The sequence below is a fragment of the Hamadaea sp. NPDC051192 genome, from assembly GCF_040682475.1.
Lineage (GTDB): Bacteria > Actinomycetota > Actinomycetes > Mycobacteriales > Micromonosporaceae > Hamadaea > Hamadaea flava.
In genome coordinates this window covers 1-18,257 of record NZ_JBFBAZ010000055.1, presented here as the reverse complement: position 1 = coordinate 18,257, position 18,257 = coordinate 1, and the positions used below count along the sequence as shown (strand labels likewise).

At 70.6% G+C, this 18,257-nt stretch carries 19 protein-coding genes; 10 read left to right on the top strand and 9 right to left on the bottom strand.

The features are described from left to right. Positions 1 to 114: 114 nt before the first annotated feature. The 5 genes from AB0M47_RS22990 to AB0M47_RS22970 form a co-directional block, all read right to left on the bottom strand. A complete protein-coding gene (locus AB0M47_RS22990) occupies positions 115 to 1,605 on the bottom strand; it encodes an FAD-dependent monooxygenase (RefSeq protein WP_363417191.1) in 1,491 nt (496 codons plus the stop codon). Positions 1,606 to 1,641: 36 nt separating this feature from the next. Continuing rightward, a complete protein-coding gene (sigJ, locus tag AB0M47_RS22985; protein WP_363417189.1) occupies positions 1,642 to 2,541 on the bottom strand; it encodes an RNA polymerase sigma factor SigJ in 900 nt (299 codons plus the stop codon). After that, positions 2,538 to 3,728 carry an FAD-dependent oxidoreductase gene (locus AB0M47_RS22980; protein WP_363417186.1) on the bottom strand — a complete coding sequence of 397 codons (1,191 nt, stop codon included), beginning with the start codon at positions 3,726 to 3,728 and terminating at the stop codon, positions 2,538 to 2,540. The genes sigJ and AB0M47_RS22980 overlap by 4 nt, the downstream gene beginning before the upstream one ends. A gap of 75 nt (positions 3,729 to 3,803) precedes the next feature. Beyond that, on the bottom strand, positions 3,804 to 4,235 hold the full coding sequence (locus tag AB0M47_RS22975) for a VOC family protein (protein WP_363417183.1): 432 nt from the start codon (positions 4,233 to 4,235) through the stop codon (positions 3,804 to 3,806). A gap of 4 nt (positions 4,236 to 4,239) precedes the next feature. Next, a complete protein-coding gene (locus AB0M47_RS22970; protein ID WP_363417180.1) occupies positions 4,240 to 4,773 on the bottom strand; it encodes a DinB family protein in 534 nt (177 codons plus the stop codon). A 62-nt stretch (positions 4,774 to 4,835) separates the two neighbouring features. Here AB0M47_RS22970 and AB0M47_RS22965 point away from each other — a divergent pair, with 62 nt between their 5' ends. After that, positions 4,836 to 5,798, top strand: coding sequence for a YafY family protein (locus AB0M47_RS22965; protein WP_363417177.1), 963 nt, complete (start codon positions 4,836 to 4,838; stop codon positions 5,796 to 5,798). A 22-nt stretch (positions 5,799 to 5,820) separates the two neighbouring features. Further along, on the top strand, positions 5,821 to 6,561 hold the full coding sequence (locus AB0M47_RS22960; RefSeq protein ID WP_363417174.1) for a class I SAM-dependent methyltransferase: 741 nt from the start codon (positions 5,821 to 5,823) through the stop codon (positions 6,559 to 6,561). A gap of 85 nt (positions 6,562 to 6,646) precedes the next feature. On the opposite strand, the gene AB0M47_RS22955 is transcribed toward AB0M47_RS22960, so the two are convergent. Continuing rightward, complete coding sequence (locus tag AB0M47_RS22955) at positions 6,647 to 7,720, bottom strand: FAD-dependent oxidoreductase (RefSeq protein WP_363417171.1); 1,074 nt, start codon at positions 7,718 to 7,720, stop codon at positions 6,647 to 6,649. A 113-nt stretch (positions 7,721 to 7,833) separates the two neighbouring features. On the opposite strand from AB0M47_RS22955, the gene AB0M47_RS22950 reads away from it, so the two are divergent. Further along, positions 7,834 to 8,265 (top strand): MarR family transcriptional regulator, encoded by a 432-nt coding sequence (locus AB0M47_RS22950; protein ID WP_363417168.1) that lies wholly within the window; start codon positions 7,834 to 7,836, stop codon positions 8,263 to 8,265. Here the strand turns inward: AB0M47_RS22950 and AB0M47_RS22945 are convergent. Then, positions 8,262 to 8,822 carry a GNAT family N-acetyltransferase gene (locus tag AB0M47_RS22945; RefSeq protein WP_363417165.1) on the bottom strand — a complete coding sequence of 187 codons (561 nt, stop codon included), beginning with the start codon at positions 8,820 to 8,822 and terminating at the stop codon, positions 8,262 to 8,264. The two genes, AB0M47_RS22950 and AB0M47_RS22945, sit on opposite strands and share 4 nt — an antisense overlap. Before the next feature lie 80 nt (positions 8,823 to 8,902). Here AB0M47_RS22945 and AB0M47_RS22940 point away from each other — a divergent pair, with 80 nt between their 5' ends. Next, on the top strand, positions 8,903 to 9,658 hold the full coding sequence (locus AB0M47_RS22940) for a hypothetical protein (RefSeq protein ID WP_363417162.1): 756 nt from the start codon (positions 8,903 to 8,905) through the stop codon (positions 9,656 to 9,658). A gap of 27 nt (positions 9,659 to 9,685) precedes the next feature. Here AB0M47_RS22940 and AB0M47_RS22935 read toward each other — a convergent pair whose 3' ends face one another. Both AB0M47_RS22935 and AB0M47_RS22930 read right to left on the bottom strand, forming a co-directional pair. Continuing rightward, positions 9,686 to 10,060: a hotdog fold thioesterase gene (locus AB0M47_RS22935; protein ID WP_363417270.1), complete on the bottom strand. Its 375-nt coding sequence runs from the start codon at positions 10,058 to 10,060 to the stop codon at positions 9,686 to 9,688. Positions 10,061 to 10,085: 25 nt separating this feature from the next. Continuing rightward, positions 10,086 to 10,340, bottom strand: a complete 255-nt coding sequence (locus AB0M47_RS22930; RefSeq protein WP_363417159.1) for a DUF1508 domain-containing protein — start codon at positions 10,338 to 10,340, stop codon at positions 10,086 to 10,088. A 98-nt stretch (positions 10,341 to 10,438) separates the two neighbouring features. On the opposite strand from AB0M47_RS22930, the gene AB0M47_RS22925 reads away from it, so the two are divergent. The 6 genes from AB0M47_RS22925 (at position 10,439) to hutH (ending at position 18,206) form a co-directional block, all read left to right on the top strand. Then, positions 10,439 to 11,260, top strand: a complete 822-nt coding sequence (locus tag AB0M47_RS22925; protein ID WP_363417156.1) for a MurR/RpiR family transcriptional regulator — start codon at positions 10,439 to 10,441, stop codon at positions 11,258 to 11,260. 113 nt (positions 11,261 to 11,373) lie between these two features. Next, the gene (gene hutU / locus AB0M47_RS22920; RefSeq protein ID WP_363417153.1) at positions 11,374 to 13,068 is read left to right on the top strand and encodes a urocanate hydratase; all 1,695 of its coding nucleotides are present in this window, start codon (positions 11,374 to 11,376) and stop codon (positions 13,066 to 13,068) included. Further along, positions 13,068 to 14,249 carry an allantoate amidohydrolase gene (locus AB0M47_RS22915; protein ID WP_363417150.1) on the top strand — a complete coding sequence of 394 codons (1,182 nt, stop codon included), beginning with the start codon at positions 13,068 to 13,070 and terminating at the stop codon, positions 14,247 to 14,249. Before hutU ends, AB0M47_RS22915 begins: the two co-directional genes overlap by 1 nt. Then, a complete protein-coding gene (locus AB0M47_RS22910) occupies positions 14,246 to 15,547 on the top strand; it encodes a formimidoylglutamate deiminase (protein WP_363417267.1) in 1,302 nt (433 codons plus the stop codon). The genes AB0M47_RS22915 and AB0M47_RS22910 overlap by 4 nt, the downstream gene beginning before the upstream one ends. Further along, a complete protein-coding gene (gene hutI / locus AB0M47_RS22905; RefSeq protein ID WP_363417147.1) occupies positions 15,532 to 16,674 on the top strand; it encodes an imidazolonepropionase in 1,143 nt (380 codons plus the stop codon). The genes AB0M47_RS22910 and hutI overlap by 16 nt, the downstream gene beginning before the upstream one ends. Then, complete coding sequence (gene hutH, locus AB0M47_RS22900; protein ID WP_363417144.1) at positions 16,671 to 18,206, top strand: histidine ammonia-lyase; 1,536 nt, start codon at positions 16,671 to 16,673, stop codon at positions 18,204 to 18,206. Before hutI ends, hutH begins: the two co-directional genes overlap by 4 nt. Positions 18,207 to 18,257 lie beyond the last annotated feature (51 nt).

Sequence of the window (18,257 nt, the reverse complement as noted above, 5' to 3'; positions counted from 1 at the left end):
CCGGTCAACCCGATCGACTGACCCGCCAGCGGCGGCTCGCCATCAGCTCCCTGGCGAGCCGCCGCGACTCAGGCGACGCAGAACTCGTTGCACTCCGGTCCAGAAGAGGCGGTGTCAGGCTTCGACATCACGAGGGCCGGCCGGGCCGAGCCATTTCGTGAGGGCGGCTCGGAGTAAGCCGAGGTCCGGCGGCTCACCAGCAGGTGCCACCCAGGCGACATGACCGTCCGGGCGGAGGAGGACGGCGTCAACGCCCTGGCCTGATCGCTCGACCGGACTGGCCCGGACGAGGTCGGCCCGGTCGGCCCAGCCGGCGACGGCCGCCTCAAGTCCCGGCAGATCGACGAGGGCGAGCAGGATCGCACGGGCGCGGTGCAGCAGCCCGTAGACGCGGCCGTCCTCGAGGTCGAGGTCGGGCATCCGCCGACCGAGGAGGTCGTGCGCACCGTCTGTCGGGTACTTGATGTCGGTGGCCGTGATCTCGCCGGCGAGGCGCTGCCGCACGTCGTCGACGCCCATCAAGTCGGTGAACATGGCGCGCAACGCGGAGGTTTGCTCGTCCACCCGCCAGAGTGCGGTTTGGGCGCGGGTGTTCTGCAGTACGCGGGCGGCGACCGGGTGGCGTTCGGAATGGTAGGTGTCGAGCAGCGTGTGCGGGGCTTGGCCGTGGACCACGGCGGCGAGCTTCCAGCCGAGGTTGACCGCGTCCTGCACACCGGTGTTCAGGCCTTGGCCGCCGGCCGGGAAGTGAATGTGCGCCGCGTCGCCCGCAAGGAGCACCCGGCCGTCGCGGTAACGGTCAGCCTGCCGCGCGGCATCGCCGTGCCGGGAAAGCCAACGCGGCGTGTGCATCCCGTAATCCGTACCGGCGATCTTGCGCATGACCGCGCGGAGACCCTCTAAAGTCACCGGTTCGCCGCGGTCGGCGACGTGGTCGAACTCGTTGGTGATCACCCGGTGCCAACCGGAACCGGAGGAAAGTACCGAGAAGCTGCCCTGCGCACGCCGTTCCTGGAAGATGTCGTGCGCGGGCGGGTCAGCGAGGTGGACGTCGCCGAGCATCGCGGTCATCGTCGCCGGGGTTCCCGGGAAGCCGATGTGCGCGACGCGGCGTACGGTGCTTCGGCCGCCGTCGCAGCCGACGAGGTAGTCCGCACGGACGCGCGACCCGTCCGTGAGCTCCACCGTGACGCCCGAATCATCCTGGGTGAACGACGCCAGCTCCGCGCCGCGCCGAATCTGGGCTCCACTCTGCGCGGCATGCTCCGCGAGGATTCGCTCCACTTCAGACTGCGTGATCACCAGAAGGAACGGGTGCCGCGTCGCGACAGCGGACAGGTCGAGGGGAATGCCGGCGAAATGTACGCCCGGCCGCCGACGTCCGCCTTCGAGGAAGGGCTCGAGGATGCCCCGCTGGTCGAGCGTTTCCATGGTCCGGACATGCAGGCCGCCCGCTCGCGATTCCACCGTTCGGGCTTCGGGGAGGCGCTCGAGCACGAGTACCTCGACTCCGGCGAGGCGCAGCTCGAAAGCGAGCATCAGCCCCGTCGGCCCGGCACCGGCGATCACCACTTGAGTATCGGCTTCGGTCGTTTCGTTGATCATCGTTGCCGTCCTAAGGGATCGGGAGTGCGCTGCGGGTCAGCGACGGCTGATCCGGTGCGCCTCGGACATCGCGACGAGCTTGTCCGGGTTGCGGATCGCGAAGAAGTCGGTGATCTTCCCGTCGGCGACCGCGAGCAGGAAGACGCCTTCGAGGCGGCCCTCGACGTACGCGGCGATCGCGGGAGCACCGTTGCAGCTGACGGTCTCGATCCGCAGATCCGAGGGCCGCTTGCGCCGATGGAAGATAGCCAGCACGGCGGCGGCGACCTTGTCCGCACCCACCACGGGTACGCGTGACGCAGTGGTCTTGCCGCCGCTGTCGGCCGTCCAGACGGCGTCCGGGGCCAGCAGCGCGAGCAGGCCTTCCAGGTCGCCGGTGCCGGCTGCGGTCAGGAACTGCTCGGTGATCTTCGCGGTCGTCGCGGTGTCGACCGGCCCGAACCGCTTACGCCGCGCCTGGACGTGCTCTCGGGCGCGATGGGCCATCTGCCGCACCGACACGACCGACCTGCCCACCGCCGCGGCGACGTCGTGGTGCTCGAAGCCGAACACCTCCCGCAACACGAACACTGCCCGTTCATCCGGGGTCAGCGTCTCCAGCAGCACGAGCATCGCCATCGACACCGATTCGGCGAGTACCGTGTCGGACGACGCGTCGTGCTCGTCGATCAGAATCGGCTCGGGGAGCCACGGTCCGACGTAATCCTCCCGGCGGCGGGAGTTCGCGCGGAGTGCGTTGAGCGCCTGCCGGGTCACCAGCTTCGCCAGATAGGACTTGGTGTCCCGCACAGTAGCGAGATCCACTTGGGACCATCGCAGGTAGCTGTCCTGCAATACGTCGTCGGATTCGGTGGCCGAGCCGAGGATCTCGTAGACGATCGTGAACAGCAGCGGTCGCAGTAGGACGAACCGTTCAGCGTGCTCGTCGCCGCTCATGAGGATGCCACGCCGGATCGGATCGCGACCGGCTCCACGGCGCGGGGGCCGGTCTTGGGCCAGGTCATCGTGCCCGGCTTGCGCGCCTCCAGCCGGATCCGCTTCGACACCACGAATCTGCAGGTTACTTCCTTGATCAGCGCGCCGAGGCGACCACTGACATAGAGATCCACCATGGTGTCGTCCTTGCGGCCCAGTTGCCGGATACCGGCGCGACGCCCCAGGCTCACGCACGCGCCGGTGAACCCCAGGTCGATCACGGCCGGCTCGGTCCCCGCGATGCGGCTCAACACCGTGTCGGCGGCCCGTGCGCCGAGCGGCCCCGCTGCGTACCCGCTCATCCGCAGCGGCCGTCCCGAGGGTGCGGCGCAGTCCCCGGCCGCGACGATGCGATCGTCGTCGACGCTGGTCAGCGTCTCGTCGGTGAGCAGCCGACCCAGCCCATCGGTACGCAGCCCGCTCGCGGCGGCCAGTCCGGGGACGGCGAAGCCGGCCGTCCAGATCGTCAGCGCGCTCGGCTGCTCCGTGCCGCCGGAGAGCACGACCGCCTGGGATCGGACCCCGGCGACGGTGTCGCCTTCGATGACGGCGACATCGTGCCGGGTCAGCCACCTGGCGACGTACCGGCGTCCCGGCTCGCTCAGATAGGGCGCGAGGGTCCGGCCGCACACCAGCGTGACCTTGCGTCCCTGCTCGGCCAGTTCGGCGGCCGTCTCGATACCGGTGAGCCCGCCGCCGACCACGGTGATCGGCGCGTCCGGGGACAGCCTGGCGAGCTCGGCGCGCAGCCGCTGGGCGGGCTCGAACTCGGCGACGTCGAACGCGTACTCCGCCGCTCCGGGCACCGAAGCCGGCGTCGCGCCGGTGCTCCCGACCGCGTAGACGAGGTAGTCGTAGTCCAGCGCGGCGCCGGAGGCCAGCCGTACCCGGCGGGTAGCGGCGTCGATGTGCTCGGCACTGTCGACGACCAGCTGGATGCCGTCGCCGAGCAGGGTGCCGTAGTCGATGGTGGGGTCACCAGTGCCGGCTGCGAGCTGATGCAACCGGATGCGCTCGACGAACTTCGGCCGCGGGTTGACCAGCGTGACGTCGGTGTCGTCGCGCGACCGCAGCCGGTTCGCCGCGAGCGTCCCAGCGTAACCGCCACCGATGACGACGACCTTCTTAGAAGCCAGGTTTTCAGTCATGCCCCCGGGACACCACCGGGCCGCCAGATGTGACGCGGCATGATCTGGATCACTGCAAGCGGCAAAGACTGCGGATCAGGCGACGCAGAACTCATTGCCCTCCGGGTCCGCCATCGTCACCCACGTCGACGGCCCCTGCCGCCCGTCCCACAGTTTCGTCGCTCCGCGTTCGATCAGCTGCGCCACGACCTCCGCGTGGTTCTGCTCGCCGACGCGTACGTCCAGGTGCAGGCGGTTCTTCACGGTCTTGGCCTCCGGCACCGTCTGGAACAGCACGCGCGGTGCGCGCTCCAGGCCCTCCGGGTGCCGGATCGCCTGGCCAGCGGCCCAGACCAGGGTGCCGTTGTAGTCGCGCGTATCGCTCTCGGTCGCGTACCCCTCGGCCACCATCTTGCGGATGAAGGCCTCGTCGGACGGCTCGACCTCCCAGCCCAGCGTCTCGGCCCACCAGTCCGCCTGCTGGTGCGGGTCCGCGCTGTCCACTACTACTTGGAAGTTGTACGCCATGAGGTCAGCCTCGATTCCGATAGAGGTCGCGCAGCAGAAGGATTTCGGCCGCGTGATGGATCGCTTCCCGATTGATGTGCAGCACCAGCGCGGCCATCGGGAGTGCCGCGTAGGGGCCTTCGGCCGGGCCGCACGGCTTGGCCAAGCCTGCCTCGTCGAGGCCGCGTACGCCGGTCGCCCACGCCGCGTACGTGTCGTCGAGTTGCTGGACGGCGTCGGCGGCGGTCTCGGCGAACGGGTGGTGGTCGTAGTCGGTCGGCGGCCCGCCGAAGTGGGACGCCGTCCGGGCGCCGAAGATGCCGACGATGAGGTGGGCGGTCCGCCAGGCGATCGTGGTGACCGGTGGCGGACTGGGCTCGGGGTACGCCCAGTCGATCGCGAGCCGGCCGGTGGTGGGCTCGGGCCGCAGCGTCCAGCAGCCGGGGACCGGTTGCCAGAGGTACTCGTCATCGGTCAGGCCGTTCAGGCGTGGCCGGACGTGGTTCTGCCAATGCCAGTCCAGTTGTTCGACCAGCTCGTTCGTCCACTGGGTGGTCATGCCGCCCACGGTAGAACCAATTGCGGACAGGTTCGGTCCGCGATGTGTGCGACGCTGGTCGGGTGCTGGAAACCTCCGCCCGTCTGCTGCGCCTGCTGACGATCCTGCCCAGTCGTCCGGCCTGGACCGGAACGGAGCTGGCCGAGCGCCTCGACGTCACCGTACGCACCCTGCGGCGGGACATGACCAAGCTGCGTGACCTGGGCTATCCGGTGGTGGCGACGCCCGGGGTCGCGGGCGGCTATCGCCTGACGGCCGGGTCGACGTTGCCGCCGTTGCTGCTGGAGGACGACGAGGCGGTGGCGGTGGTGCTCAGCCTGAGCACGGCGACCAGCCACACCGTCACCGGGATCGCCGACACCTCGACGCGGGCGCTGGCCAAGATCGAGCGCATCCTGCCGGCCCGGCTGCGGCAGCGGGCCGCGGCGCTGCGGTCGACCACGGTCGCGCTGACCGGCTCGCCGCCCACGGTCGATCCGGGCGCGTTGACGCTGATCGCCGAGGCGTGCCAGTCTCTGCACCGGTTGACCTTCGGCTATCGGGACCGGGACGGGTCCCTCACGACGCGTACGGTCGAACCGCATCGGCTCGTGCACACCGGCCGGCGGTGGTATCTCGTCGCCCGCGACGTGGACCGGGACGCGTGGCGTACGTTCCGGGCCGATCGCATCGACCAGCCGAAGACCACCGGGATCCGGTTCCGCCCGCTCGATCCGCCGGACGCGGCCGCGTTCGTCGCCGACGCGGTGTCCACGGCTCCCTACCGCTACCAGGCCCGCGTACGCGTCCATGCCCCGGCGAACGCGGTCGCCGAGCGAGTCCCAGCCGGCACCGGAGTCGTCGAAGCGGTCGACTCGACGAGTTGTCTGTTGATGACGGGGGCGGACTCCCCCACGATGATCGCGGTGCACCTCGTGCTGCTCGGGCACGATTTCACGGTGCTCGAACCGCCGGAGCTGATCGACGAACTCGCCGTCCTCGCGGGACGACTCGCGACCGCGCACGAAAGATCCAGTCCCAGCTAGGCGCGTGTTACCGTCGCCGACGATGAATGATCTTGACGGGCCTGGCCGCTACCAGTACATGTCCTTCAACGCCCCACTCTCGGAGGCGCACGCGGACGCCATCGCGGCACGGCTGGCGTACGCGCGCCCGGCGGACGTGCTCGACATCGGATGCGGCTGGGGCGAACTGATGCTGCGGGTGCTCGACCGGACGCCGCGGGCCGTCGGGATGGGTGTCGACACCGACGAGGAGTTGCTCGCCCGGGGCAGCGCGGCGGCGGCGCAGCGCGGCTTGGACGAGCGTGTCACGTTCATCAACACGCCCGGGGTTTCCGTCGGGCAGCAGGCCGACCTGGTGATCTGCGTCGGCGCCAGCCACGCCTTCGGTGGCAACGCGGCCGCGCTGACCACCCTGATGCAGCACGTACGCCCCGGTGGGCGGTTGTTCTACGGCGACGGGCTGTGGGATCCGACGGTCACCCCGAAGAAGCCCGAACTCGTCTGGGCGGACTTCTTCGACCTGCCCGATCTGGCCGGGCTGGTCGACCTGGCGGTCGCTACCGGCTACCTCCCGCTGTTCACCGAGACGGCGTCGCCCGACGAACTCGACGACTTCGAGTCGCGCTACCTCGCCGACGGGGAGGAATGGCTGCTGCGCCATCCGGATCACCCGGGCGCGGCGAACGTACGCGCGGGGACCGAGGACCACCGCCGCCGGTGGCTGCACGGGTATCGGGGGGCTTTCGGGTTCGCGTACCTGACGCTAGGGCGGCCCGCCGCCTAGCGCTGGTTGATCTTGGCGAGCAAAGGTCGCCGGGGCGACCAGAGCTCGCCAAGATCAACAAGTCGGCCGTTCAAGTGAGCCCGCGTCAGCGGTTGAACACCTGGGCGTAGTGGCCGAGCAGCAGATCAGCCCCCTTGTACTGCGCAGTCGGCTCCGATCCGAGCACTCCCATGCCGGGGTGCTCGCCCGCCCCGCCCGACGGGCCGAGCGGGATCAGGATGCTGCTGCCCGGCGGCTCGTAGACCGTGGGCTCACCGAGGCCGAGGTCGGCCTTGATGTTCGCGGCGACGACGGCCGCGTGGGCCATCGCGGCGACGGCCTGCTTGGGCTCCTCGATGTCGGTGATGTCGCCGACGGCGTAGACCCGGTCATGACCATGCACACGCAGGCTGTCCTCTACGCGTACCCGTCCGTTGGAAAGACGCGCGGTCTGGAGCGAACCGGCGAGATAGTCCGAGACGGGGTCGGCTCCGTAGCACCGGAGCCAGAGGTCCGCGGACAGCGACCGGCCGTCGGTCAGCTCGACCGTGAACGGCGCGACGTCGCCGGGCGCGACCTTGAACGACGCGGGCAGCGCCGCCCCGAGGACGAGAGTGACCCCCAGGTCCGCGAGCTGACGCTCGATCTCGGTACGCAGTTCGGCGGACCGCTCGGGCAGGATGGCCGGCGCGGGGTCGACCAGGATGACCTCCTTGCCGGGCCACTCGGCCTTGATCTCGCCGGCCAGTTCGAGGCCGATCGGGCCGGCGCCCGCGAGCACGATCCGGTCGGCCGCCGCGATCCGGGTCTGCACCTCCACGTAGGACGCGATCGCCGGCGCCGTGTCCAGCTCGGCGGGCTTGCCGGGGAACGGATGCCGGGCGCCGGTGGCGAGCACGACGTAGTCGGCGGCGATCGTCCGCCCGGACGCGAGAGTCACCTGGCCCGGCGCGATCTGCTGAGCGGCGTCGCGCTCGATCCGGCCGTGCACCAGCAGTTTGTCGTAGGGAATGAAGGTCTGGTGGGCGAAGTCGGGGCGTACGGCGGCACGCAGGGCGGCCGCGTTGTGATGGAAGTCTTCGCGGGGCTCGATGAGCACGACGTCGGCGACCTCGTCGAGCGCCCGCGCGACCTCGATGCCGCCGTATCCACCGCCGACGACGGCCACGGTCTGGCGCATGGGGAACCTCCTGGTTCGTACTACAAACTGTTTGTAGTACGAACGAGATTAGTTGGCAATGCGAACCACTCCAATAGTTGGTGATGCGAACTACATGCGGATAGACTTGCGCCGTGAGCGGTGATAATGAGGACTTCGCGGGCGCGCTGATCCGGCTGTCGTTGGCCGTGCAGCACGTCTTCACCGACGTCAGCCGCGCTCACGACCTGACCGCGCAACAGGCGCTGCTGATGTGCGCCCTGATCGACGAGCCGCTCGGCATGGCCGGGCTCACCGACCACCTGCACATCGAGAAGTCCACCCTGACCGGCCTGGTCGACCGGGTCGAGCGGCGCGGCTACGTGCGGCGTACGCCGGACAGCTGCGACCGGCGTGTCGTCAAGGTCGACCTCACCCCGGCCGGCCGCCAAGCCGCGAGCGAGTTCCACGACGCGCTCACCAAACTGCTCGCCGACCAGCTCGAAGGGCTGCCGCCGAAGATCCGGCAGCAGATGCGCTCGGCGATCGGGCCGGCCGCCATGGCCTACTGGCAGGCGGTGGACTAGAGCACGCGGCGGACCACCAGGCGACGGCCGGTCACCGGTCGCTTGTGGACGGTGAAGCCGGCCTTCTCGAACAACGACGGCGTCCCCGTGAACAGTTCGGCGTTGGGGGCGCGCCCGTCGACCTGCGTCGGGTAGCCCTCCAGGGATCCCGCCCCATGCTTCCGCGCGTGTGCGACGGCGGCCTGCAGGAGCGCGCCGGCGACTCCGGTCCCACGGCGATTCCGGGCGATGAAGAAGCAGGGCACCGACCAGACCGAGTCGTCGGCCGGCTCCTCCAGCTTGAGCACCGGCGAGCGCAGCAGGCGCGGGAACTCGCGCCGGGGCGCCAGGCTCGCCCAGCCCACCGGCTCACCGCCGGCGTAGGCGAGCAGGCCCAGCGGTTCGTTCGCCTCGGCCAGCGCGGTCAGCGCCGCACGATTTCCGGCATTGCCGTTCGCGCTGAACTCCTTGCCCGACAGCCGCCACCACATGCACCAACAGCCCGAGTAAGCGCCGTTCGCGCCGAACAGTGTCGCGAGGTCGGCCCAGCGGGCGGCGTCGACGTCGACCACCTTCACCCGGCCATCATCGCGTACGGGTCTGACAGGTTTCGGACGGATCGATCAACAACGTCGACCTGGCTCTTATCCTGACCGCCATGACGGGCCTCCCCCTCCGCCTCGCCGCCGTGCTCGCCGCACTCGCCCTCGCCGGTTGCTCCGGCGGCACGCCGTCCAGCCAGGCCCCGTCGGTCACGACCACGGTCGGCCCGTCGGACTCGCCGTCCGCGACCGAGTCACCCTCCGGCGCGACGACCACCACCCCCACCCCAGGCTCGTCGAAGACCGGCGGTTCGACGTTCACCATCCCCACCACAGCCAAGGGGTACGCACAAGCGCTGCTGTCGGCGTGGGGCAACAAGAACAGCAGCCGCCTGGACCTGCTGGCCAACCAGGCGACGGTGCAGCAGATCAAGGACAACGGCTATCCGAACGCGGACTGGACCTACATCGACTGCACGGCCAGCGGCGAGACGAGTGAGTGCGTCTTCCGCAACGCCCACGGCGACGAGGTCCTGGTCTCCCTCGTGAACACCCAGCTCGGGCATCCGACCGCGGCGACCCAGGCGTTGCTGTCGCGCACGACGTACCCGTCGGACGCGGGCGCGTACGTGGGCGCGTTCCTGTCCGCCTGGCAGAACGGCAACCAGCAGCGCATGGCCCGGCTGGGATCGTCCTCGGTGACCAGCGCGCTCAAGGGCAAGACCGTGCCGAGCGGCTACACGACGTCGGTCAGCGGTTCGACCGTCCGCATCGAGCAGTTGCCGGCCGGCGCCGGACCGACGTTCGTCTTCACCGTCGTGAGCGGGAACCTCGGCAAGGCCCACGCGATCAGCGCGGCCGGCGTTTCCTAGCGTCCCGGCTTTCTCGGCCGCGACCGATCAGCGGTCGCGGAGCATGCAGGTCAGCCGGGCGGTGCAGACGCGGTCGCCAGACTCGTCGCTGATGACGATCTCGTAGGTCGCGACGTTCCTGCCCAGCCGCAGCGGCGTCGCGACCCCGGTCACGGTCCCGTCCCGCGCCGCCTTGTGGTGCGTGGCGTTGATGTCGACGCCGACCGCGTACGCCTGGCCGACCTCGTGCGCGTGCAAGGTGGCTCCGATCGACCCCAGCGTCTCGGCCAGTACGCACGACGCCCCGCCGTGCAGCAGCCCGAAGGGCTGGGTGTTGCCGTCGACCGGCATGGTCGCCACGATCCGCTGCGGGGACGCCTCGAGAAGCTGGATGCCCATCCGCTCGCCCAAGGTGCCCGCCATGCTGAGGTCTGCCACGCCGGGGAGACTACAGGGACGGCGGGAGCTTCTTCTTCGCCATCCCCGGCTCCATCTTCGAGCTGACGGCAGTGGTCAGCGGGCTGTCACTGAGATCCATGACCTCGGCCGCCACGGCGTCCCGCTTGACCGCCGCGATGCCGTTCTCCGCGCCCGACTTCTGTTTGAACCCCTCGCCGCCGATCGCGAAGATCTGGCCGTTGGCCGAGCGCAACCGCCAGCGGTATTCGCCGCGTACGTCCTTGAAGATCTCGAATTTCGCCATGACCGAAGACTAGGGACCCGGCCACCAAAGCGGAGCAAATTTCGCAAAACCCGCAGCCATGCTTGCGGGCTGAATGAAAATATGCATACAGTCCGGCCGTGAATGTTGCGGATCTCGTGCACGGCGTACGCCTGACGCCGACCCAGCGCCGCATCGCCCGGTCCCTCGTCGACCAGGGCGCGCACGCGGCGCACCTGACCGCCTCCGAGGTGGCCGAGCTGGCCCAGGTGAGCCAGCCGTCGGTGACGCGGTTCGCGATGGCGCTCGGCTACGACGGCTACCCGGCGCTGCGACGCCGGCTGCGGGAGCTGACCGCGGACTCCGCCGACGCCGTCGAACCGGCCGCCAACGACCTCCAGCTCGCCGTACGCGGTGAGATCGCGAACCTGACCCGGCTGGCCGACCAGTTGCTGGACCCGTCGCCCATCACCCAGGCGGCGCAGGTGCTGACGGGCTCCCGCCCGCTCCCGGTTCTCGGCCTGCGAGCCGCCGCTCCGATCGCGAGCTACTTCGGGTACTTCGCCGCCAAGATCCACCCCGACGTCCGGGCGCTCACCGAGGGCGGCAGCCTGCTCGCCGACCGGCTGGAGCAGGCCAAGGAGGCGGGCGCGACCGCGCTCCTCGCGGTGGTGCTGCCGAGGTATCCCCGGGAATCGGTGGAAGCGCTGCGATTCGCGCGCGACCTCGGGCTGACCACCGTCGTGATCACCGACTCGAAACTGAGCCCGGTCGGCGAGGTCGCCGACCTCACGTTGCCGGCCGCAGTCGGCTCGGATCTGGTGTTCGACCTGCACACGGCCCCGATGGTGTTGACGATGGTGGTGTTGCAGGCGATGACCGACGCCGACCCGGCGCAGACCCAGCGACGGCTGGAGGAGTTCGAGACCACCGCCGCCCGGCGCGGCGTCTTCGTGGAATGAGGCCCGTTGATCATGGAGTTCACCCCCTCGACACGCCGTCGAGACCACAGATAACTCCATGATCAACGGGGAGGGCAGTGGGAGAGGGAACGGGGAGAGGGAGGAGTGAGGCAGTGACGACGCAGAACGTGCCGACTGTCCGGGCGGCGCGGGGGGCGCAGCGGACCGCGTTGGGGTGGGGCCAGGAGGCCGCCAAGCGGATGCTGATGAACAACCTCGACCCCGAGGTCGCGGAGAACCCAGCTGACCTGGTCGTCTATGGCGGCACCGGCAAGGCCGCGCGAGACTGGCCGAGCTTCCACGCCTTGGTGCGTACGCTCGACACGCTCAAGGACGACGAGACGATGCTCGTCCAGTCGGGCCGTCCCGTCGGCGTGTTCCGTACGCACGAGTGGGCGCCGCGCGTACTGCTGGCCAACTCGAACCTCGTCGGCGACTGGGCGACCTGGCCGGAGTTCCGCCGGCTGGAGAAGCTCGGCCTGACCATGTACGGCCAGATGACCGCCGGTTCGTGGATCTACATCGGCACCCAGGGCATCCTCCAGGGCACCTACGAGACGTTCGCCGCCGTCGCGGAGAAACGGTTCAACGGCAGCCTCAGCGGCACGTTGACGCTGACCGCCGGGTGCGGCGGTATGGGCGGCGCGCAGCCGCTCGCCGTGACGATGAACGGCGGCGCTTGCCTGATCGTCGACGTCGACCCCCATCGCCTCCGACGGAGAGTGGAGACCCGCTACCTCGACGAGGTCGCCGACGATCTGGACGACGCGATCGAGCGGGTCACGAAGGCCAAGCGGGAGAAGCGGGCGCTCAGCGTCGGCGTCGTCGGCAACGCCGCCACCGTCTTCCCCGAGCTGCTGCGCCGGGGCGTCGAGATCGACATCGTGACCGACCAGACCAGCGCGCACGACCCACTGGCGTACCTGCCGGAGGGGATCGACCTCGCCGACGGGCCGGACTACGCGGCCAAGAAGCCGGAGGAGTTCACCGACCGGGCCCGCCAGAGCATGGCCAAGCACGTCGAGGCGATGGTCGGTTTCCAGGACGCCGGTGCCGAGGTGTTCGACTACGGCAACTCCATCCGCGGTGAGGCACAGCTGGGCGGGTTCAAGAACGCCTTCGCCTTTCCCGGGTTCGTGCCGGCGTACATCCGGCCGCTGTTCTGCGAGGGCAAGGGCCCGTTCCGCTGGGCGGCGCTGTCCGGCGACCCGGCCGACATCGCCGCGACCGACCGGGCGGTGCTGGATCTGTTCCCGGAGAACGACTCGCTGCGCCGCTGGATCACCATGGCCGGGGAACGAGTCGCGTTCCAGGGACTGCCCGCCCGGATCTGCTGGCTCGGCTACGGCGAACGAGATCAGGCCGGCGTCCGGTTCAACGAGATGGTCGCCGACGGCACCCTCAAGGCGCCCGTCGTGATCGGCCGCGACCACCTGGACTGCGGCAGCGTCGCCTCGCCCTACCGGGAGACCGAGTCCATGTTGGACGGCTCGGACGCGATCGCCGACTGGCCGCTGCTGAACGCGCTGGTCAATACGGCCAGCGGCGCGTCCTGGGTGAGCATCCACCACGGCGGGGGCGTCGGCATCGGCCGGTCCATCCACGCCGGGCAGGTCTGCGTCGCCGACGGCACCGCGCTGGCGGGGCAGAAGATCGAGCGGGTCCTGTCCAACGACCCGGGGATGGGCGTCATCCGGCACGTCGACGCCGGCTACGACTTGGCCGAGACCGTTGCCGAGGAGCGCGGCGTTCACATCCCGATGCGTTCGCATCGGGATCATGAGCACAGCCCGATGCGGGAGCAGTGATGGGTTTCCGGGACCTCTGGGACGAGATCGCGCCGATCGGGCGCGACCCCGAGACCCTGGGCTACCTCCGGTACGCGTTCACCCAGCCGGAGCAGCACCTCCGGGACTGGTTCAAGGATCAGGCCGCCCAGCGTGATCTGATCCTCGAGGAGGACGGCAACGGAAACCTCTTCGCCTGGTGGGGCGCCGGTGACGACGCCGTCTTGACCGGGAGTCACTTCGACTCCGTGCCGCACGGTGGGGCGTACGACGGGCCGCTGGGGGTGGTCAGCGCGCTGCTCGCGGTCGACGAACTGCGGGCGCGCGGGGTCACCCCGGTCAAGCCCATCGCGATCGGTGTCTTCGCCGAGGAGGAGGGCTCCCGGTTCGGCCTGGCCTGCCTGGGTTCCCGGCTCCTCACCGGCGCGGTGGACGCCGAGGCCGCGGCCGCGCTGCGGGACCGCGACGGGGTGACGCTCGCCGAGGCGATGGGCGCGACGCCCAAGGGCCACCGGCCCGATCTGCTGGCCCGATTCGGCTGCTTCGTCGAACTGCACGTCGAACAGGGACGCTCCCTTGTGGATTCCGAGCGCGCCGTCGGCGTCGCCAGCGCCATCTGGCCGCACGGGCGCTGGCGGCTGGACTTCACGGGCGAGGCCAACCACGCCGGCACCACCCTCATGGCCGACCGGCACGACCCGATGCTGACGTTCGCGTACACCGTGCTCGCGGCGAACAAGGAGGCCCGGCTGCGCGGCTGTCACGCCACGATCGGCCGGGTCGCCGTCGAACCCAACGCCACCAACGCGATCCCGGCCCGCGTCAGCGCCTGGCTCGACGCGCGGGCGGCCACGACGTCCGCCGTGGACGATCTCGTCGCGGCGGTCTCGTCCCGAGCGTCCGAACGAGCAGCCCGCGATGGTACGCGAGTGAGCCTGACCGCCGAATCGGTCAGCGGCGAAACGCAGTTCGACGTCGCGTTGCGCGACCGGATCGGGGCTCTCCTGCAGGACGCGCCGGTGTTGCCGACGGGCGCCGGGCACGACGCCGGGGTGCTCAGCGCGTACCTGCCGACGGCGATGCTGTTCGTCCGCAATCCCACCGGCGTCTCCCACTCCCCCGCCGAATTCGCCGCCGACGCCGACTGCGCGGCGGGCGTACGCGCGCTCGCGGATGTGCTGGAGGAGCTGTCATGCCGATGAGTCACTACCTCTGCGAGTACGCCTGGCTGCCCGACGGGATTCAGGCCGACGTCCTGATCGCGATCGAGAACGGCAAGATCGTCCGCGCCGAGCCGACCGGGTGGACGGAGGACCATGTCCCCAAATTGGCGGGCCTGACGATACCCGGGTTCGCCAATGCCCATTCACATGCGTTTCATCGGGCGCTGCGTGGGCGTACCCACATGGGCAAAGGCAGTTTCTGGACGTGGCGCGAGCAGATGTATCAGGTCGCGGACCGGCTGGACCCGGACAGCTACCACCGGCTGGCGCGCGCCGTGTACGCGGAGATGGCGCTCGCGGGCGTGACCTGCGTGGGCGAGTTCCACTACCTGCACCACCAGCCGGGCGGGACGCCTTACGCGGACCCGAACGCCATGGGTGAGGCGCTTGTCGCCGCAGCCGCCGACGCGGGCGTCCGGATCACCTTGCTGGACACGTTGTACCTCCAGTCCTCTGTAGACGGCAAGCCGCTCGCCGGGCCGCAGCTGCGCTTCGGCGACGGCTCGCTCGACGCCTGGTGGGACCGGTTCGACGCGCTGGCCGCCCAGCCGCACTCGATGGTCGGCGCGGCCCTGCACTCGGTACGCGCGGTGCCCGCCACGGTGATGTCCGAGTTCACCGAGCTGACCAGCGGCCTGCCGGTGCACGCGCACGTCGCCGAGCAGGTGGACGAGGGGGCCGCCTGCCGGGCCGCCTACGGCTGTACGCCGACCGAGCTGCTCGACCGCCACGGCGTGCTGGAGGAGACCTTCACCTCCGTGCACGCGACCCACCTGACCAGGGGCGACATCGACCTGATGGCCGACACGTTCGCCTGCTTCTGCCCGACGACCGAACGGGATCTGGGCGACGGCATCGGCCCCGCCCGAGCCCTGGCCGACTCCGGCGTGCGCCTGACCCTGGGCAGCGACTCGCACGCCGTCATCGACCTGCTGGAAGAGACCCGCGCCGTCGAGTTGCACGAACGCCTCTCCGCCCAGGCACGCGGCCACTTCACCCAGGAGGAGCTGCTCAGCGCGGCGACCACGACCGGGCACGCCTCGCTGGGCTGGCCGTCCGCCGGGCGGCTGGCCGTCGGCGCACGAGCCGACCTGGTCACGATCAGCCTCGCCACCGTGCGTACGGCCGGGATCGATCCGGCCGGGGTGCTCATGGCGGCCGGCGCGGCCGACATCACCCACGTCGTCGCCGACGGTCGCGTGATCGTGGCCGACGGCCGGCACGTCTCGATCGACGTGGCCCGGGAACTTCAGGAGGCCGTGTGCGCTCTCTTCTGATCACCAACATCGGCGAGCTGACCACGCACTCCGACGAGGGCACCCGGACCGACGCCGCGATGATCGTGACCGACCGCGTCGAGTGGATCGGCCCGGCCACCAGCCCGCACGCCGCCGACGAGATCTTCGACGCGCAGGGCGCGGCCGTGCTGCCGGGCTTCGTGGACAGCCATGCGCACCTGGTCTTCGCCGGCGACCGGGCGGCCGAGTTCGCCGCGCGGATGGCGGGCGAGCCCTACACCGGCGGCGGCATCCGCACGACGATGGCCGCCACCCGAGCCGCGTCCGACGCGGACCTGCGATCCAACGTCGCGCGCCTGGTCGACGAGATGCGGCGGCAGGGCACCACCACGGTCGAGATCAAGAGCGGGTACGGGCTCAACGTGCCCGACGAAGCCCGGTCGCTGCGGCTGGCCTCGGAGTTCACCACCGAGACGACGTTCCTGGGCGCGCACGTCGTCCCGCCGGACGTGCCGCGCGACTCCTACGTGGAACTGGTCACCGGCCCGATGCTGCGCGCCTGCGCGCCCCACGCGAAGTGGGTGGACGTCTTCTGCGAACGGGGCGCGTTCGACGTCGACGAGGCCCGGACGGTGCTCGCCGCCGGCATGGCCGAGGGACTGCTGCCGCGCATCCATGCCAACCAGCTCACCGAGGGCGACGGCGTACGCCTGGCGGTCGAACTGGGCGCGGCCAGCGCCGACCACTGCACCCATCTCTCGGCGGGTGACGTGGCGGCCCTGGCCGACTCCCAGACGGTCGCCACGCTGCTGCCGGGCGCAGAGTTCAGCACCCGATCGCCCTACCCGGACGCGCGGCGACTGCTGGACGCCGGGGCCACGGTGGCCCTGGCGACCGACTGCAACCCGGGTTCCTCCTACACCTCGTCCATGCCGTTCTGCATCGCCCTGGCCGTCCGCGACATGCGGATGACCCCGGCCGAGGCGATCTGGGCGGCGACCGCGGGCGGAGCCCGTGCGCTGCGCCGATCGGACGTCGGCCACCTCGGCATCGGCGCGTACGCCGACCTCATGGTGCTCGACGCGCCGAGTTCCGTGCACCTGGCCTACCGGCCGGGTGTGCCCCTCGTAAAAGAAGTACTGCACAAAGGAGTGTGGGTTCGATGATCGTCACTGTCGAACCGGACGGCGTCAGCGCCGCCGGCGTTCTGGCCGTCGCCCGGGGCACCGCCCAGGTCGTGGTCAGCCCGGCCGCCGTGGAGGCGATGGCGGCCAGCCGGTCCATCGTGGACGACATCGAGCGCGACGGCCGCCCGGTCTACGGCGTCTCGACGGGCTTCGGCGCGCTCGCCAACACCTTCATCGCCCCCGAACGCCGGGCTGAACTTCAGCACGCCCTCATCCGCTCGCACGCGGCCGGCATCGGTGCGCCCATGCCGCGAGAGGTCGTCCGCGCGATGATGCTGCTGCGGGTGCGGTCGCTGGCGCTCGGCCGGTCCGGCGTACGCCCACTGGTGGCCGACGCGCTGGTGAACCTCCTGAACCACGACATCACCCCGTGGGTGCCCGAACACGGGTCGCTGGGCGCCTCCGGCGACCTTGCCCCGCTGGCGCACTGCGCGCTCGTGCTGCTCGGCGAGGGCTGGGTGCTCGGCAAGGACGGTACGCGGATCACCGGAGCCGACGCGCTCCACGCCGCCGGGCTCGCCCCGATCGAACTGTCCTCGAAGGAGGGCCTGGCCCTCATCAACGGCACCGACGGCATGCTGGGCATGCTGCTGATGGCCTGCGACGACCTCGGGCACCTGCTCACCATGGCCGACGTGACGGCCGCCCTGTCCATCGAGGCGATGCTCGGCACCGACCGGCCCTTCCACCCCTCGATCCACGAGATCCGGCCGCATCCCGGCCAGGGGATCAGCGCCGCCAACATCCACCGGCTCCTCCAGGGCTCCGAGATCATGGACTCGCACCGCGACGACCTGGTCCACGCGGTGCAGGACGCGTACTCGATGCGCTGTGCGCCGCAGGTCGCCGGAGCCGCCCGCGACACCTTGGAGTTCGCGCGTACGGTGGCCGCCCGGGAGCTGATCAGCGTGGCCGACAACCCCGTCGTCCTGCCGGACGGCCGGGTCGAGTCCACCGGCAACTTCCACGGCGCACCGCTCGGCTTCGCCGCCGACTTCCTCGCCATCGCGGCCGCCGAGGTCGGCTCGATCTCCGAGCGCCGGGTCGACCGGCTGCTCGACGTGACGCGGTCCCGCGAACTGCCCGCGTTCCTCACCCCGGACCCGGGCGTCAACTCGGGCCTGATGATCGCGCAGTACACCGCGGCCGGCATCGTCGCCGACAACCGTCGCCTCGCCGCCCCGGCCTCGGTCGACTCCATCCCCACCAGCGGAATGCAGGAAGACCACGTCTCGATGGGCTGGGCCGCCGCGAAGAAGCTGCGTACCGTGCTCGACAACCTCACGTCGCTGCTGGCCGTCGAACTGCTGGCCGCCTGCCGGGGATTGCAATTGCGTACGCCGTTGACCCCGTCGCCCGCCGGCCGGGCCGCACTGGCCGCCGTCACCGCCTTCGCCGGCACTCCCGGGCCGGACGTGTTCCTCGCCCCGGTACTCGACGCCGCCCGCGCGACGATCTCGGGCCGCGTCCTGCTCGAAACCATCGAAGCCGACCTAGGCCCCCTCGCCTAACCCCTCCCCGCCTCCCCGCCTCCCCTCCCCTCCCCCCCCCCCCCCCCCAAC

Coding starts and splice junctions, on each gene's coding strand:
- AB0M47_RS22955 (WP_363417171.1), bottom strand. CDS start 7,720: ATGCGCCAGACCGTGGCCGTCGTCGGCGGTGGATACGGCGGCATCGAG.
- sigJ (WP_363417189.1), bottom strand. CDS start 2,541: ATGAGCGGCGACGAGCACGCTGAACGGTTCGTCCTACTGCGACCGCTG.
- AB0M47_RS22915 (WP_363417150.1), top strand. CDS start 13,068: ATGGGTTTCCGGGACCTCTGGGACGAGATCGCGCCGATCGGGCGCGAC.
- AB0M47_RS22990 (WP_363417191.1), bottom strand. CDS start 1,605: ATGATCAACGAAACGACCGAAGCCGATACTCAAGTGGTGATCGCCGGT.
- AB0M47_RS22960 (WP_363417174.1), top strand. CDS start 5,821: ATGAATGATCTTGACGGGCCTGGCCGCTACCAGTACATGTCCTTCAAC.
- AB0M47_RS22975 (WP_363417183.1), bottom strand. CDS start 4,235: ATGGCGTACAACTTCCAAGTAGTAGTGGACAGCGCGGACCCGCACCAG.
- hutH (WP_363417144.1), top strand. CDS start 16,671: ATGATCGTCACTGTCGAACCGGACGGCGTCAGCGCCGCCGGCGTTCTG.
- AB0M47_RS22980 (WP_363417186.1), bottom strand. CDS start 3,728: ATGACTGAAAACCTGGCTTCTAAGAAGGTCGTCGTCATCGGTGGCGGT.
- AB0M47_RS22910 (WP_363417267.1), top strand. CDS start 14,246: ATGAGTCACTACCTCTGCGAGTACGCCTGGCTGCCCGACGGGATTCAG.
- AB0M47_RS22940 (WP_363417162.1), top strand. CDS start 8,903: ATGACGGGCCTCCCCCTCCGCCTCGCCGCCGTGCTCGCCGCACTCGCC.
- AB0M47_RS22970 (WP_363417180.1), bottom strand. CDS start 4,773: ATGACCACCCAGTGGACGAACGAGCTGGTCGAACAACTGGACTGGCAT.
- AB0M47_RS22930 (WP_363417159.1), bottom strand. CDS start 10,340: ATGGCGAAATTCGAGATCTTCAAGGACGTACGCGGCGAATACCGCTGG.
- AB0M47_RS22935 (WP_363417270.1), bottom strand. CDS start 10,060: ATGGCGGGCACCTTGGGCGAGCGGATGGGCATCCAGCTTCTCGAGGCG.